The sequence below is a fragment of the Caballeronia sp. LZ034LL genome (assembly GCF_031451215.1).
Lineage (GTDB): Bacteria > Pseudomonadota > Gammaproteobacteria > Burkholderiales > Burkholderiaceae > Caballeronia.
Window position 1 is genome coordinate 2,863,751 of record NZ_JARUXR010000001.1, and the last position, 16,116, is coordinate 2,879,866.

15 protein-coding genes and 1 riboswitch are annotated in these 16,116 nt (G+C 65.8%); of the genes, 3 read left to right on the forward strand and 12 right to left on the reverse strand.

The features are described from left to right. Position 1 precedes the first annotated feature (1 nt). The 3 genes from QCE83_RS13215 to QCE83_RS13225 are packed head-to-tail and all read left to right on the forward strand — an operon-like array spanning position 2 to position 3,557. Positions 2–1,219 carry a polysaccharide pyruvyl transferase family protein gene (locus tag QCE83_RS13215; RefSeq protein WP_309810633.1) on the forward strand — a complete coding sequence of 406 codons (1,218 nt, stop codon included), beginning with the start codon at positions 2–4 and terminating at the stop codon, positions 1,217–1,219. Positions 1,220–1,231: 12 nt separating this feature from the next. After that, positions 1,232–2,491, forward strand: a complete 1,260-nt coding sequence (locus QCE83_RS13220; protein ID WP_309810636.1) for a polysaccharide biosynthesis protein — start codon at positions 1,232–1,234, stop codon at positions 2,489–2,491. A 7-nt stretch (positions 2,492–2,498) separates the two neighbouring features. Beyond that, positions 2,499–3,557, forward strand: a complete 1,059-nt coding sequence (locus tag QCE83_RS13225; RefSeq protein WP_309810639.1) for a hypothetical protein — start codon at positions 2,499–2,501, stop codon at positions 3,555–3,557. Here the strand turns inward: QCE83_RS13225 and QCE83_RS13230 are convergent. From QCE83_RS13230 to QCE83_RS13285, 12 genes are all read right to left on the reverse strand, one after another. Continuing rightward, positions 3,527–4,543: a hypothetical protein gene (locus QCE83_RS13230; RefSeq protein WP_309810641.1), complete on the reverse strand. Its 1,017-nt coding sequence runs from the start codon at positions 4,541–4,543 to the stop codon at positions 3,527–3,529. The two genes, QCE83_RS13225 and QCE83_RS13230, sit on opposite strands and share 31 nt — an antisense overlap. Positions 4,544–4,674: 131 nt before the next feature. Next, positions 4,675–5,766 carry a TraB/GumN family protein gene (locus QCE83_RS13235; protein ID WP_309810643.1) on the reverse strand — a complete coding sequence of 364 codons (1,092 nt, stop codon included), beginning with the start codon at positions 5,764–5,766 and terminating at the stop codon, positions 4,675–4,677. Between the two features lie 76 nt (positions 5,767–5,842). Continuing rightward, positions 5,843–6,847: a peptide ABC transporter ATP-binding protein gene (locus QCE83_RS13240; RefSeq protein WP_309810646.1), complete on the reverse strand. Its 1,005-nt coding sequence runs from the start codon at positions 6,845–6,847 to the stop codon at positions 5,843–5,845. Beyond that, positions 6,844–7,836, reverse strand: coding sequence for an ABC transporter ATP-binding protein (locus tag QCE83_RS13245; protein ID WP_309810649.1), 993 nt, complete (start codon positions 7,834–7,836; stop codon positions 6,844–6,846). The genes QCE83_RS13240 and QCE83_RS13245 overlap by 4 nt, the downstream gene beginning before the upstream one ends. 4 nt (positions 7,837–7,840) lie before the next feature. Further along, positions 7,841–8,761, reverse strand: a complete 921-nt coding sequence (locus tag QCE83_RS13250) for an ABC transporter permease subunit (protein ID WP_309810653.1) — start codon at positions 8,759–8,761, stop codon at positions 7,841–7,843. A 10-nt stretch (positions 8,762–8,771) separates the two neighbouring features. Next, entirely contained in the window at positions 8,772–9,782 is a 1,011-nt protein-coding gene (locus tag QCE83_RS13255) for an ABC transporter permease subunit (RefSeq protein ID WP_309810655.1), read from the reverse strand. A 130-nt stretch (positions 9,783–9,912) separates the two neighbouring features. Then, positions 9,913–11,544 carry an ABC transporter substrate-binding protein gene (locus tag QCE83_RS13260; protein WP_309810657.1) on the reverse strand — a complete coding sequence of 544 codons (1,632 nt, stop codon included), beginning with the start codon at positions 11,542–11,544 and terminating at the stop codon, positions 9,913–9,915. 299 nt (positions 11,545–11,843) lie between these two features. Further along, positions 11,844–12,683, reverse strand: coding sequence for a methylenetetrahydrofolate reductase [NAD(P)H] (gene metF, locus QCE83_RS13265; RefSeq protein ID WP_309810660.1), 840 nt, complete (start codon positions 12,681–12,683; stop codon positions 11,844–11,846). A gap of 43 nt (positions 12,684–12,726) precedes the next feature. Beyond that, on the reverse strand, positions 12,727–13,080 hold the full coding sequence (locus QCE83_RS13270; RefSeq protein ID WP_309810664.1) for a phage holin family protein: 354 nt from the start codon (positions 13,078–13,080) through the stop codon (positions 12,727–12,729). 84 nt (positions 13,081–13,164) lie between these two features. After that, the gene (ahcY, locus tag QCE83_RS13275; protein ID WP_309810667.1) at positions 13,165–14,586 is read right to left on the reverse strand and encodes an adenosylhomocysteinase; all 1,422 of its coding nucleotides are present in this window, start codon (positions 14,584–14,586) and stop codon (positions 13,165–13,167) included. A gap of 32 nt (positions 14,587–14,618) precedes the next feature. Continuing rightward, a riboswitch (S-adenosyl-L-homocysteine riboswitch) is annotated at positions 14,619–14,743 on the reverse strand. Positions 14,744–14,846: 103 nt separating this feature from the next. After that, positions 14,847–15,569, reverse strand: a complete 723-nt coding sequence (locus QCE83_RS13280; RefSeq protein WP_309810669.1) for an LrgB family protein — start codon at positions 15,567–15,569, stop codon at positions 14,847–14,849. An 18-nt stretch (positions 15,570–15,587) separates the two neighbouring features. Then, positions 15,588–16,046: a CidA/LrgA family protein gene (locus QCE83_RS13285; RefSeq protein ID WP_309810672.1), complete on the reverse strand. Its 459-nt coding sequence runs from the start codon at positions 16,044–16,046 to the stop codon at positions 15,588–15,590. Between the last annotated feature and the right edge of the window lie 70 nt (positions 16,047–16,116).

The following is a 16,116-nucleotide window of genomic DNA, read 5'->3' on the forward strand; positions in this document are numbered from 1 at the left end:
CATGAAAACGATCGAAAACATCGTGCTGTTGCACGCCTATAGCCGTCGCAATTCCGGTGACGGGTTGCTGGTCGATCTGTCCGCCGCCCTGTTGCGCGAGGCCTTCGGCGCACGCCTTCGACTGACTGTCGTTGCCGCGGATCCGTCGTCGTTCCCGGAATACGACGACGTGCTGCCCGCGCCGGTCATCGCGCCGAGCGGTCTTGCGCGGGTGGCCGCCGCGGCGGCCACCGCCTGCCGCGTCGTCACGCCCGCGGCGGCGCGACTGCGAGAGCGTCTGTCGCAGTGCGATCTGATCGTCGGGGTCGGCGGCGGCTACTTGCGTGCGCGCAATGGCGTCGAGGCGGCCAAGCTGGCGCTCGGGCATCTCGTGCAGGCGGACGCCGCACGCGCCGCGCGCAAGCCAACGGTGTATCTGCCGCAAAGCATCGGTCCGGCGCTGAGCTGTTCGTCCGCCCTGTCGGATCGGGCCGCCGGCCGGCTGCGCGAAGCACTGGCGGGGTTCGCTACGGTGTGCGTGCGCGACGACCGCTCCGAGACCTTTCTTGCCGGCAATGCGAACGTCATGCGCATGCCGGATCTGGCCGTGCTCGAATTTGCCCGGTCGCGCGACGCCGTGCTGGCGCAGGCCGCAGCGCGACCGCACGGCGTGCGGCACGTCGCCCTGGTGCTGCGCGACGCGCCGAGCTGGAGCCGCCCGCAACGCGAACGCTATGCGCAGTCGACGCGCGAACTGATCGCCTTGCTGCGCAACGAGTGCCGGCTCAGTTTCGCGGTGCAGAGCACGGGGCGCGGCAACGACGACGCCGCCTACTACCGGCAGCTGGGCATCGGCGAGACGCTGCCGGGTCTGCGCCATCTGCTGGAGCACGACACGCCGGATGTGGTCGTGTCCGTGCGCCTGCACGGCGCACTCGAGTCCCTGTTGCATGGCGTGCCCGCGTTCCATCTCAGCTACGAGCGCAAGGGCTTCGGCGCGTACGGCGACCTCGCCATCCCCCGCTGGGTGGCGAATGCCGCGGATTTCGACGCCTCATCGGTCGTGCAGCGCCTGTTCGCACCGCACGCGCTGCCGGCGTTCTGGGACGCGACGGAGCGCGCGCTTGCGCGTATCGCCGGGCAGCGGACAGCGCTCATCGAGATACTGCGTCATGCCGCGGGCACGAAGACGATGCTCGGCCATCCGCGCCGCGACGCGCAGCGTCCGGTCGAAGCCTGAGGACCCGCGACGATGGTGTGGCGCCTCCTGTCGCGTGCGCTGTCCCTTGCAGCCAAGTTCGGACTGACGATCGTCCTCGCCCGCACCCTGGGCCTGGGTGCGGTCGCCGACTACGGGTTGGCCGTCGCCGCTTCGGTCATCGCGTCGAAATTGTGCGGACTCGGTTTCGGCGCCGAACTGAACCGCCGCTTGAGCGACGCGGATCCGCGTGCCGCGATCGCCACGGCGCGTGCTCTGCGGCGCGTCTATGGGATGCTCCATGCGAGCGCCCTGTGCGGCGCCGTGACGGCTTCGCTGTGCGGCTGGCTCCCGGGCGCCGCATCCGACCCGCGAACGCTGGGTCTGCTGCTGCTGGTCGCGGCCAGCGAACACTATGCGATGGAGGTCAACGCCTACGTGTTTTCGGTGCACCGCGCGCGCGCCGGCTCCGCGATGTTGTTCGTGCGTACCGGCGGCTGGGCCGTCTTCGCCATAGCGGGTCTGCTGACGGGCGCGCTCGACGACGTGCGTGCCGTCTTCGTGCTGTGGACGGTGACGAATCTCGCGGTCATCCTGTGGGGCTGGGCGCTGCTTTCACGGCAGGCATCGGACGGCCGCATGCAACAGGGCGCGGCGCGTCCGGCAGCAGCGCTGCGACCGGTCTGGCGCGCAGGCGTGCCGTTCCATGTCGGCGGCGTGCTGCTCGCCGGGTTGCAGTACGCGGAACGCCTTATCGCGTCGGCCTTGCTCCCGGCCGGGGAAGTCGGGCGCTACGTCTTCCTGTGGTCGGTCGCGAATGCGGTACAGACGATCGCGTTCGCGAGCGTCGGGGTGATCGCGGGGCCGCGTCTGGCGCGGGCGGCGGGCGGCTTGCAAGAGACCTGGCGCGCCACGCTGCGCGCGTCCCTGCGCAGTAACGCCGCCGTGAGCGTGGCGGTGGCGCTGGGCATCGGCTGTGCGGCTCCGCTCATCTTCTGGTTGGCGAAGGAGCGCGCCACGGGGTTCGCCTGCCTGACCATCGCTGTCCTTCTGGTTTCGTTCCTGCTGCGCTCCACGGGCGATGTGCTCTGGGCGGCCTGCATCGCGCGCAAAGGGGGGCGTCGGATCGTCGTTGCCCTGTGCTGCGCGGCGCTCGCTTCGCTGCCGCTTTCTTTCTGGCTCATTGCCGGTGACGGCGCGGGTCAGGGTACCGTACGGATCGCGCTGGCTCATCTGCTCGCCAGCACCACGGCGCTGATCGCGCTCGGATGGGCCCAGCGCGGCCAACCGGCGGGAGCGCGCGCCGATGCTTGAGCGGATCATGCTCACGGGCCCCCGTCTCAGCCGCAGCGTGACGGCCTGGCTGGCCGGGCTGGCGTCGTGCGCGTACCTGCTGCTGTTCGTGGCGGGCAGGTCGCTGCTGCCCGACTTCCTGTTTCGGGACGCCGACAAGATCCAGGCGCAGATGGACGGCGCGAGCACCTACGATGGTTCGTCCTTCGATGCGGTGGGCCAGTTCTTTGCGCTCTTCGGTCCGACGCTGCTCGATGTCCTCGTGCTCGCGATCGGCATCGGGTTCATCCAGTGCATGCTGGCCCGCGCCAGACATGCCGGGGCGCTCGGGGTGGCGCTTCTGCTCGGCGCGCCCTGTGTCTTCTTCAACTTGTTCGTTGCATCGAAAGATACGCTGGTGGTGGCGATCTCACTGCTGATCGTGGGGTCGCTCGTGCGACGGCGCGTGGCGTTCACGGTGGCGTTCGGCGTGGGCGCCTATCTCATCTACGCGCTGCTGGTGCGCCGCTATTTCCTGCTGATCGGCGCGGCTGCCGCGGCCGTGCTGCTGTTCCGGCGTGCCGGCCGGCGCGGACGGATTGTGCTGGCGGGCCTGCTCTTGTTCGCCCTGCTGCTGTTGCCGTCGGGCGCGTACACCGCGCTCCTGCTGCCCCGCGACATGGCGGTCGACTATCTCACGTATCAGTCGCCCTTCGGCGCGCGCACGAGCTTTCACAACCTGATGCCGCCGGATTCCTTCGCGGCGTTCTGTGTCGACTATCTCCATGCCGTGGTGAGACTGCATCTGCCGCTGCTGTTTTCGCCCGATCCGCGCGGCCTCGCCATGCAGGTGTTCGTCATCGTCGCCTGGCGCTCCGCGCGGCCCTTGCCGAACATCGCCGACGCGAACCCCGTCATGGACGCGCTCGCGTGTCTGGTCATGGGGCATATCGCCGTTTCAATGTTGTTCGAGCCCGATCTCGGCAGCTACGTGCGGCATCTGTCGAGCGTGTCGCTCTTCTGCATGACCCTGCTCGCTGCCCGGGCCGATGCCGCCCGGTCCCTGCATGCCGGGCATCAACGGCCGCCGGGCGCCTTGCCGATATAGTCGAGCACCGGTGCGAGCGCTGGCTTGGGCGCGCCGTCGGCGTCGACGAGACCGAAACTGCGTTCCCGCTCATTTCCCGCCCGCGCGGTGTCCTTCCACTCGTAAAGAGAAACGAGGGAGGCGCTCAGTGTGTCGAGCGCGGCAACGAACGCATCGACGCGGCTTGCCTGCCGTGCCGGGCTGCTCGTGACTGCGCCTCGGGACGGCGCGCCCCATTCGGTAATGGCCGCAGGCAGCCCGTAGCGGTCGCGCAGACTTCGGGCGGTGGCGTTGATCTGGGCGGAGGTCATTCCGTATGCGTGATACGACACGGTATCGATGCAGCCCGGCGACGCGGCGAGCACGGCGTCCAGCAGTGCTCCGGCCGTATTGTCGCGGCGCGGCGCGTGCGCAAAGCCGAAGCCCGCCACGGATACGTGAAGCGGCGCGCGCCGGAGTTCGTCGCAGACGCCGTGCATGAACGGCGCAAAGGTCTCGCGGACGTTTCCCGTGGGCCAGTAGCGGTCCAGATCCGGCTCGTTCCACAACTCGATGCCGATCAGTTCGGGCGCATGGGTGCGCGCCATGGCGCGCACCTGCATGCCGAAGCGCTTGCCGGCGAGGTTCAGAAGCCGGCCGTCCGTCTCACCCGATGCCGGCAGCGGGCGGGTCGAGCGCAGCGTCAGCAGGACGGGCAGCCTGGCGCGCGTGGCGAGGTCGAAAGCCGCCGCGACACGCTGCATGTAGGCGGCATCGTCCATGTGGTCCGTCCATACGCCAAGGCGGATGAAACGGAATCCGGCGCGCGCGATCGCTCTGGCGTCCTGCCCGGTGAAGGTCTCGACCTTGACCTGTACGCCGACGGGCGGAGGACCCGCACTTGCGGAGATCGGCGCAGCATCGCCGGAACGGGCCCGGGCCGGCGACAACGAGAAGATGAGTGAGAGGATGAGCGCGATAGCCCATGACATCGCGATGAAGCAGCGAATCAGCAATGGCGTGCGCACGGGCGGAGACGGGTGTGCGCGGTCGGCGCAGCGGATCGGAAGCAAAGACGCAGTGTAGAGTCTTTCCGTCACCGCGCATGTGAAGAAGTGTCGTCACGCAGGGAAGCATCGTGAATCGACGGGGATCAGCCTCACGCCGGATCCACCACGAAGCCCCGCTTCCTGAGAAGCTCCAGCACGCCGCGCGGTCCACCGAGATGCAGCGCGCCGATCGCCACGAACACGGGTTTATCCGGCGCCGCCATCTGCACCATGCGCTGCACGAAGCGCCGGTTGCGTTCATACACCACGCGATTGTCGACCTGCGCGGCCAGCGACCGGTTCCTGGCCAGCTTGCTCGACTTCGCATCGTCCCAGGCCTTGAGCGCGTCCGCATCGCCGATGCGCCACAGCCGGTGCAGTTCCTTCACATCCGCGATGTTCTCGGCCGGCGTCTGCACGAGATCCTGTCCGAGCATCTCGCGCTGCTGCGCCGACGTCAGCCGCGTGAAGGTGGAAATCTGTTCGTTCAACGACTCCAGTCCGACGATCTTCCCGCGCGCCCGCAGATAGACGTTCTGCAACTGCGCCTCGGTGCCGTACTCGCTTTCGAAACCGGCCTTGAGCGTGTCGTAGGTTTCGATCAGCATCGACGCCAGCCACGGCCGCGTGTGCCGCAACTGCTTCAGCGCCTCCGGATGCGAGCGCATGCGCGTCTCGACCTGCTGCCACATCGGGTCCGGCAGATAGTCGAGCAGGCACTCGCTGCGGCACATGCCGTAGCGGTTCACGTCTTCCTGGGACAGCAGGAGGTCGTCGGGGGAAATCTCGAGCGCCAGCGTAGGCGACGCTTCGAGCGCGGCGAGTATGCGTGCGCGAAACGGTTGCTCGGGCGGATAGTCGTTCGGGAAACCGACGTGCAGCGTGCCGAGTACGTAAATGGTCGTGGCGCCCTTGGTCGCAACGTAGAACGGCATGCGCGGCGGCTGCGCGCGGACCGGGCCGCTTGCCGTGGTGCCGTTCGAGCGGTCGGTGCGCGGCGGAGGTACTTGCCGGGAAGGCGCGGCGGCCGGTCCGGCGTCGCCGGCGGCCTGCGGAGTGCGTGAACCGCCGACGGCGAAACTGTCGGTAGCCACGCAAAGTCCGGCCGTAAACAGCACGAGCGACAGCGCAAGGGCTGTCGCATGGGCGAACGCCGCGCGGAAGAAGCGCGGCTTGACGTGTGAATCCGGCACGACCGACATCTTAAAACATTCGTGTGTCGGCCCGTCCATTCGTCTGCATGAAGCAACGCGAAGTCGCGCAGGGCCGACCGGGCAATCAGCCCTCGTCTTCGCCGACTTCCTCCGCGCGATGACACGACACCTGCCGTCCGTCCACCACGCGCAGCTTCGGCTCCTCGGCGCGGCAGCGTTCGATCGCATACGGGCAGCGCTGATGGAACGTGCAGCCCGAAGGCGGATTGAGCGGCGACGGCATTTCGCCCTGCAGCTTGATCTTGATGCGCCGGTCTTCCTCGAACAGCGCGGGCGTGGCGGACATCAGCGCGCGCGTGTACGGATGGCGCGGCCGGGCGTAGATGGTCTCCTTGTCGCCGAGTTCGGCGATGCCGCCGAAGTACATCACCATCACGTCGTCGGCAATGTGCTCGACCACCGAGAGATTGTGCGAGATGAACACATAGCTCGTGCCGAACTGCTCCTGCAGGTCCATGAACAGATTGAGGATCTGCGCCTGGATGGAGACATCGAGCGCGGAGACCGGCTCGTCCGCGACGACGATCTGCGGATCGAGGATCATCGCGCGCGCGATGGCCACGCGCTGGCGCTGGCCGCCGGAGAACATGTGCGGATAACGCGACGCATGCTCCGGACGCAGCCCCACCGTGCGCATCATGTGGGCGATGCGCTCGGCGCGCTCGGTGGCGCTGAGCTTGGTGTTGATGGCGAGCGGTTCGCCGAGCGTCTGCTCGACGGTCTTGCGCGGGTTCAGCGAAGCAAACGGATTCTGGAACACCATCTGGATGCGTTGCCGCAACTCGGCGATCTTCGCCTTGCTCGCGCCGGCGACATCGTCGCCTTCAATCAACAGGCGGCCCGACGTCGGCGTTTCGATCATCGTCAACTGGCGGGCGAGCGTCGACTTGCCGCAGCCCGATTCGCCGACGACCGCGAGCGTATGCCCGCGCTTCAGTTCGAACGACACGCCGTTCAGCGCTTTCACCGTGCCGTGCTGGAACGCGCTGCGCTTCACGTCGTAATGTTTCGCGAGCTGGTCCGCGGCCAGCACGATGTCCTGATTGAGCTGCTTGGGTACGGCGTTCATCGCGCGCCTCCTTCCACCACTACGTCGATGTTCAACGGCTTGATGCAGCGCGCGCGCACCGCCGGATCGTTGCTGTCGAGCGGGAACAGGTCCGGCCGGCCCTTCCAGCATGCCTCGACGACATACTTGCAGCGCGGCGCAAACAGACAGCCGCTCGGGCGGTCGTCCTTGCCCGGCACCATGCCCGGCAGCGCGGCCAGTCGTGCGGCACCGCGGCTATGCTCGGGAATCGCGGCGAGCAGCGCTTCGGTATAGGGATGATGCGGTTCGCTGAAGATCGTCGGCACGTGATTCGTTTCGATGATCTCGCCCGCGTACATCACCGCCACGCGCTGCGCCACTTCGGAGACCACGGCGAGATCGTGCGAGATCAGCACCAGCGCCATGCCGCGTTCCTTCTGCAGGCGCACGAGCAGTTCCATGATCTGCGCCTGGATGGTCACGTCGAGCGCGGTAGTGGGCTCGTCGGCGATCAGCAGCTTGGGGTTGCACGCCACCGCCATCGCGATCATCACGCGCTGGTTCATGCCGCCCGACATCTGGTGCGGGAACGACTCGATGCGGCTCTTCGCATCCGGAATGCCGACCTGGTCGAGCAGTTCGACCGCGCGCTTGTGCAGCGCGTCGCCGCGCAGGCCTTCGTGCAGCTTCAGCACTTCCTTGATCTGATAGCCGACGGTGTAGCTCGGGTTCAGGCTCGTGAGCGCGTCCTGGAACACCATCGCGATGTCCTTGCCGATGATCCTGCGACGCTCGCGCGCCGAGGCCTTCAACAAGTCCTTGCCGTCGAAGGTGACCTGGTCGGCGCTGACCTTGCCGGGCGCGTCGATGAGGCCCATCAGCGCCATCATCGTGACGCTTTTTCCCGAGCCCGATTCGCCGACCACGCCCACCACTTCGCCGGGCTTCACGGACAGGTCGATGCGATCGACGGCCTGCGTGCCGCCGAACGTCACCTGCAGATTGCGGATAGTCAAAAGATCGTTCATGTCGTCAGCCCATCCGCTTCAGTTTCGGATCGAGCGCGTCGCGCAGCCCGTCGCCGAGGAGATTGATGACGAGCACCGAGATCAGGATCGAGAGGCCCGGCATGGTGACGATCCACCAGGCGCTTTCGATATAGTCGCGCGCCGAGGCCAGCATCGCGCCCCACTCCGCCGCCGGCGGCTGCACGCCGAGGCCGAGGAAGCCGAGCGCGGCGGCATCGAGAATGGCGGACGAGAATCCGAGCGTGGCCTGCACGATCAGCGGCGCCGCGCAGTTGGGCAGCACTTGCGAAAACATCAGGCGCACGGTGCCCGCGCCGGCCACACGCGAAGCCGTCACGTATTCCTTCTGCAACTCGCCGAGCGCGGACGCGCGCGTGAGCCGCACATAGCCCGGCAGCGCGACGATGGCGATGGCAAGCATCGTGTTGACGAGTCCCGGTCCGATGATCGCCACGACCGCGACCGCCAGCAGCAGCGAGGGCAGCGCGAGCAGCACGTCCATGACGCGCATGATCGGCGTGTCGAGCCAGTGGAAGAACGCGGCCATGAGACCGAGCACGATGCCCGGAATCAGCGCGAGCACCACGGACACGAAGCCGATCCAGAACGACAGCCGTGCGCCGTACATGAGACGCGAGAGGATGTCGCGGCCGGCTTCGTCGGTGCCGAGCAGGAACATGCGGTTGCCGCCATCGAGCCAGGCGGGCGGGATCTTCACGTAGTCGCGATATTGCTCGATCGGGCTATGCGGCGCGATCAGCGGTGCGAACAGCGCGACCAGGATCAGCAGCAGCACGATCAGGCCCGCGACCACGGCGCCGCGATTGCGCGAGAAGTTGGCCCAGAATTCGCGGGCGGCGACCATGCGGCCGGAAGGCGGCGGCGTGATCGCTTGCGGGGGGAGATTGTTTTGGATGTCAGCCATATCAGTGCTTTTACCTCGTATGGCGAATGCGCGGATTCAGCACGCCGTAGAGCAGATCCACGACCAGATTCACGACGATCACGAGCGTCGCGATCATCAGAATGCCGCCTTGCACGACGGGATAGTCGCGCCGCGAGATGGCGTCGATGAGCCACTTGCCGACGCCCGGCCACGAGAACAGCGTCTCGGTCAGCACCGCGCCCGCGAGCAGCGTGCCGACCTGCAGGCCGATCACCGTGACGACGGGAATCAGCGCATTGCGCAGCGCATGCACGATGACCACGCGCAACGGCGAGAGCCCCTTGGCGCGCGCGGTGCGGATGTAATCCTCGCGCAGCACTTCGAGCATCGAGGAGCGCGTCATGCGCGCGACCACGGCCAGCGGAATCGTGCCGAGCACGATGGTCGGCAGGATCAGGTGGCTCACGGCCGAGGTGAACGCGCCTTCGTCGGTTGAGAAGAGCGCGTCGATCAGCATGAAGCCGGTGACGTGCGGAATGTCGTATTCCACCGCGATGCGGCCCGACACCGGCGTCCAGCCGAGCTTTGCCGAGAAGAACATGATGAGGATCAAGCCCCACCAGAAGATCGGCATCGAGTAGCCGGTAAGCGCGGTGCCCATCACGCCGTGATCGACGACCGTGCCGCGTTTCAGCGCCGCCGCGACGCCCGCCGGCAAGCCGACGACGAGCGCGAAGATCATCGCGCAGATCGAGAGCTCGACCGTGGCCGGAAAGCGTGCGAGGAACTCGCCCATCACGCTGGTGTTGGTGATGATCGAGGTGCCGAGATCGCCCTTGAGCGCATGCCCGACATAGGTGAGGTATTGAAGCGGAAGCGGCTGGTCGAGGCCGAGGCGCTTCATGGCTGCGGCGTGCATGGCCGGGTCCACGCCGCGCTCGCCCATCATCACTTCGATGGGATCGCCCGGAATCAGGTGGATCAGCGCGAACGCGAGAATCGTGATGCCGATGAACGTCGGTATCACCATGCCTATGCGTCGCAAAACGAATCGGAACATGATCGCCCTTTTCGGTCTTGGGGGGACAAAAACGTATCCGGCGGCTTGGATCTCGTGGACCCGCGCCGCCGGACCTTGTACTTGTTATTTAGTGCAAAAAGCGTTCCGCTGCAAAGACTTGCCGCAAAGCTTATTGCATGCCGACGCCATCGAAGCGCACGTAGCCAAGCGGCTCGATCTTCATGTTCGTCACCTTCTTGCTGACGGGCTGATAGACCGTCGAGTGCGCGATCGGCGAGAACGGCAGCTGCTGCGCGAAGATCTGCTGGGCGTCGGTGTAGGCCTTGGTGCGCGCGGCGACGTCGGTGGTCGAGCGGCCCTTCACGACGAGATCGTCGAACGGCTTGTAGCACCACTTCGAGAAGTTGCTGCCCTTGACCGCATCGCAGCCGAGCAGCGTGCCGAGCCAGTTGTCGGGATCGCCGTTGTCGCCGGTCCAGCCGATCAGCAGTGCATCATGCTCGCCCGCGTGCGCGCGCTTCAGATATTCGCCCCACTCGTACGACACGATGTTCGCCTTCACGCCGATCTTGGCCCAGTCGGCCTGGATCATTTCCGCCATCAGGCGCGCGTTCGGATTGTAGGCGCGCTGCACGGGCATCGCCCACAGCGTGATTTCCATGCCATTCGGGAAGCCTGCCTTCGCGAGCAGCGCCTTCGCCTTCGCGGTGTCGTAGGCCTGGCCCTTCAGGTTCTTGTCATAGGACCATTGCGTCGGCGGCATCGGTGCGGTGGCCGGCTGGCCCGCGCCCTGATACACGGAATCGATGATCGCCTTCTTGTTGATCGCCATGTCGAGTGCGCGGCGCACGTCGGTATTGTCGAGGCCCTTCTTGGTCACGTTGTACGCCACATAACCTTCGTTGAAGCCCGCCTGCGAAGGCGTATCGACGTTCGATGCCGACTTCAGCGCCGCGATATCGCCCGGACGCGGATAGCTCATCACCTGGCATTCGTTGCTCTTCAGCTTCTGCACGCGCACGGCGGCGTCCGGCGTGATCGAGAAGATCAGCTTGGAGATCTGTACCGCGTTCGGCTTCCAGTAGTCCGGGTTGCCGTCGAAGCGGATGGTCGCGTCCTTCGTGTAGCTGCGGAAGATGAACGGGCCCGTGCCGACCGGCTGCTGGTTGATGTCGGCGGCCTTGCCGTTCTTCAGCAGCTTGTCCGCGTATTCGGCGGACAGGATCGACGCGTATTCCATCGCCATGTTCTGGATGAACGGCGCGCTGACTTCCTTCAGCGTGAACTTCACGGTGTACGGATCCACTTTCTCGATCTTCGAGATCAGCTTGTCCATGCCGAGGTCGGTGAAGTACGGGAACTGGACGTTGTACGCCTTGCGGAACGGATTGTTCGGATCGAGCATGCGGTTGAACGTGAAGATCACGTCGTCCGCGTTGAATTCGCGCGTGGGCTTGAAGAACGACGTCGTCTGGAACTTCACGCCGTGACGCAGGTGGAACGTGTAGGTCAGGCCGTCCGGCGACACATCCCATTTTTCGGCGAGACCCGGCTCGACCTTCGTGCCGCCCCGCTCGAATTCAACCAGCCGGTTGTAGACGGTGAACGTGTTCGCGGTGAAGTCGGTGCCGGTGGTGTACTGGGCCGGATCGAAGCCGGCGGGGCTGCCTTCCGAGCAGTACACCAGCGTCTTGTTGGGGATCGCGGCGTGCGCGACGGTGGCCGCGAACAGCGTCGCCGTAGCGATGGCGCCTGCGAGCGCAGGTCCGCGGACCGCTCGCAACAGGCTGTTTTTGTTCATGTTTTCCTCCAGGTCGATGCCGGCTTTCATTCCGGCGTAGCGCGAGTGTATCGGATCGCGTCGGGTGCTTTTTCAAGCGTTTGCGCGAATGCGGGCGCTACCGTAGCACGAACAAAAGTGACTTGCGTAGTTGGTTTTCCCCACTAGAGTTTGTCGCCGATGGCGGGTCGATAAGAGCAGGTTATCGACCATACGCGCAAGTAATAGACCTTGGCGCGTCGATGCGCAAAGAGGAAATTCGTAAGGGAAGGGAAAGAACCGCGCGACGGACGCCGCGCGGTTAGAACAGGAGGTGAAACTCAGGCGCTCTTGAAGCCGAGCCGCTCGCACACGGTCTTCGCGGCCCACGCGCCGTTCAGCGTGTAGAAGTGCAGGCCGGGCGCACCGCCGTCGATGAGACGCTGGCACAACCCCGTCACCACATCCACGCCGAAGGCGCGGATCGACTCGCGGTCGTCGCCGAAGCTTTCGAGCCGGCGCGCGACCCACTTCGGCACTTCGGCGCCGCACATGTCGGAGAAGCGCATCAGTTGCGAGAAGTTGGTGATCGGCATGATGCCCGGCACGATGGGCACGTCTACGCCGAGCTTGCGCGCTTCCTCGACGAACCTGAAGTACGAGTCCGCGTTGAAGAAGTACTGCGTGATCGCGGAATTCGCGCCCGCCTTCACCTTGCGGGCGAAGTTCTCGAGATCGGCGCGCGGCGACTTCGACTGCGGATGAAACTCCGGATACGCGGCCACTTCGATGTTGAACCAGTCGCCGTGCTCCTGGCGGATGAACGCCACGAGTTCCGACGCATAGCGCAACTCGCCGACTTCGCCCATGCCCGAAGGCAGGTCGCCGCGCAGCGCGACGATATGGCGGATGCCGTGCCCGCGATAGTTCGAGAGGATCGCGCGCAGATTCTCCTTCGAGGAGCCGATGCACGACAGGTGCGGCGCGGCTTCGAAGCCTTCCGCGGCCATCTCGAGCACGGTATCGAGCGTGCCTTGCTGCGTGGAGCCGCCTGCACCGAAAGTCACGGAGACGAACTTGGGCGAGAGCGTCTTCAGTTCGGCGCGGGTGGCGCGCAGCTTGTCCACGCCCTCTTGCGTCTTCGGCGGGAAAAACTCGAATGAAAGTTCGATCGGTTTCATGTTGAGAAGGGATCGAGCGGCGGCGACGCAGGGGCGATCTGACTCAGCCGAAGTTGCGGTTGCCGAAAATCAGCGCCGACAACAGCCAGGACACGATGCTGTACAGGATCGAGCCGAAGAACGCGGACCAGAACCCCGAGACCTCGAACCCCTTCAGCAGCGACGAGCACAACCAGAAGCACAGCGCGTTCACCACGAGGATGAAGAGCCCGAGCGTCAGGATGGTAACCGGCAGCGTAAGGAGGATGAGGACCGGGCGCAGGATGGCGTTGATGAGCCCCAGCACCACAGCGATGATGAGCGCCGTGCCGAAACTGCGAATATGGATCGACGGCACGAGATAGGTGATGATCAACAGCGCGAGCGCGTTGATCAGCCATGTCAGCAGCACGGTCATCGATGATTCTCCGGTTGATGCGTCAGGTCGCCGGCGCCGCACGGATGCGCGGGCATCCGTGCGGACACGGGTCGCCGCCCGCGGTTAATAGCGGTAGTGGTTCGGCTTGAACGGACCGTTCTTGCCGACGCCGATATAGCCGGCCTGCTCGTCGGACAGCACGGTCAGTTCCGCGCCGATGCGGCCCAGATGCAGGCGCGCGACCTTCTCGTCGAGATGCTTCGGCAGCACGTAGACCTTGTTCTCGTACTTGTCGCCCTGGCAGAACAGTTCGATCTGCGCGAGCGTCTGGTTCGTGAACGAGTTCGACATCACGAACGACGGATGGCCCGTTGCGCAGCCGAGGTTCACGAGGCGGCCTTCAGCCAGGATGATGATCTTCTTGCCGTCCGGGAAGATGATGTGATCGACCTGCGGCTTGATGTTGTCCCAGGTGTACTGGCGCGTCGAGGCGATGTCGATTTCGGAGTCGAAGTGGCCGATGTTGCAGACGATCGCGTTGTTGCGCATGGCCTTCATGTGATCGTGGTTGATCACGTGATAGTTGCCGGTGGCGGTCACGAAGATGTCGGCCTTGTCGGCGGCGTATTCCATCGTCACGACGCGGTAGCCTTCCATCGCGGCCTGCAACGCGCAGATCGGATCGATTTCCGTGACCCAGACGGTGGCGCCGAGTCCGCGCAGCGACTGCGCGCAGCCCTTGCCCACGTCGCCGTAACCCGCAACCACGGCGACCTTGCCGGCGATCATCACGTCGGTGGCGCGCTTGATGCCGTCCACGAGCGATTCACGGCAGCCATACAGGTTGTCGAACTTCGACTTCGTGACCGAATCGTTGACGTTGATGGCGGGGAACGGCAGGCGGCCTTCCTTTTCCATCTGATACAGGCGATGCACGCCCGTGGTGGTTTCTTCCGTCACGCCCTGGATGTGCGACAGGCGCGTGGAATACCAGGTCGGATCGGCATCCAGATGCTTGCCGATGGACTTGTACAGCGCGACTTCTTCTTCGTTGGTCGGCTTGCTGATGACCGAGCGGTCCTTTTCAGCCTTCGCGCCGAGGATCAGCAGCAACGTGGCGTCGCCGCCGTCGTCGAGGATCATGTTGGCGAATTCGCCGTTCGGCCATTCGAAAATGCGGTGCGAGAATTCCCAGTACTCGTCGAGCGATTCGCCCTTGAACGCGAACACCGGCGTGCCGCCTGCGGCGATCGCGGCGGCGGCGTGATCCTGCGTCGAGAAGATGTTGCACGATGCCCAGCGCACGTCCGCGCCCAGCGCCGTGAGCGTTTCGATCAGCACGCCCGTCTGGATGGTCATATGCAGCGAACCGGCGACGCGCGCGCCCTTCAGCGGCTGCTGCGCCTTGTACTCTTCGCGCGTCTGGATGAGACCCGGCATTTCCGTTTCGGCAATGTCGAGTTCTTTCCGGCCCCATGCGGCCAGCGACATGTCGGCGACGACGTAATCCTTGGAATCCTTGGAATCGAGAACTGCGGCGTTCATCACGCCCTCCTTTTCTAAAAAGACTAGAAATGTTGACGTGAGCGCCGTTCGAATGCGGTGGCTCTGGGGGCATTGCACATGCCTTCGAACCGTCCGGATTGAATGCTCCGAGCCTGGCGGGCGTTTTGAAAGCCCGTCGCAACGCTCCTCGGAAGCGAACGCCGATTGTAGCAAAGACTCGTCGGACGAAGGCGCAACGGCCGCGCGCCGAAGCGGGTTTTTGGCGGGCCGGTGCGAGACTGCCGGGCGGCGTTTCGGGATCAGAAAGGAAGGATGGACAAGAGCGGCGCGAGCAGGACCATCGCGACGCCCGCGATCATCATCGTGAGGCTCGCGACGACGCCCTCCTCGCTGCCGAGCTCACGCGCCTTCGCCGTGCCGACGCCATGCGCCGCCGCGCCGAACAGCGCGCCGCGCGCGAGCCGCGTGCGCAGCGGCACGAGCGCCAGCACGATTTCGCCGAACAGCATGCCGCACACGCCCGTGGCGATCACGAACAGCGCGGTGAGGTCCTTCGGCGCGTGGATCTTGTCCGATACGGCGAGCGCGAACGGCGTGGAGACGGAGCGCGTCGCAAGGCTGCGCTGCAGTTCCGGCGACAGATGCAGCAGCTTGGCGAGCGCCAGCGAGCCGCCCACCGCGACCAGAATGCCGACCGTCACGCCGACGGTCAGCGAGATCCAGTGCCGCTTGATGAGCGTGCGGTATTCGTAGATCGGCACGGCGAAGGCGACGGTGGCCGGGCCGAGCAGCCACATGAGCCAGCGCGTGTCGGCGAAGTAGACCTGGTACGGAATGCGGGCCATCACGACGATGATCCCGAGCACCACCGGCACCGCCAGCAGCGGCGTGAGCCACGGACGCCGGAAGCGCGCATAGAGCTGCTTGGCCGCGAAATACAGCGCCACGGTCAGAACCAGGCAGCCCGCCGCGATCAGACGGGCGGAATCGTCGGCGAACAGGGATTCGTAGAAGTGGTTCATGGCGGCGCTCGGGCGTGTTCAGGCGCGGGCGGCGTGCCGCGTGACGAGCGCGCGGCGCAACGCGAGACGCCGTTCGAGGCGCGCGGCGCGATCCACGGCGAAGGCCACCGCGACCATCACCATCAGCGTTCCGCCGACCACCACCAGCGCGAGCCGCCAGCCGTCTTCCAGGAACAGGCCGCCGTACTGGACCGCCGCGACCGCCGCCGGAATGAAGAACAGCAGCATGTCCGCCAGCAGCCAGTCGGCGCCGGCCTTGACCCAGCGTGGCGCGACGCCGCCGCAGAACAGCAGCGCCAGCAGCGCGACCAGCCCCACGACGCCGCCCGGAACCGGCAGCGACAACCTGCGCGCGACGAAATCCGCGGCGGCCCAGATCGCGGCCAGCGCTGTCGATTGCAGCGCGACGCGCACGAAGCGGCCAAACGCGACACGGGCGCTGCGGGTTTGGGCGGAGCTGGCGAGGGCGACGGACATGGCAGTGTTCTCGGGGTCTTGGGCGGTGGACTAGGGTTAACCTGTAGACCGAGTATAGGGGCGCCCCAAA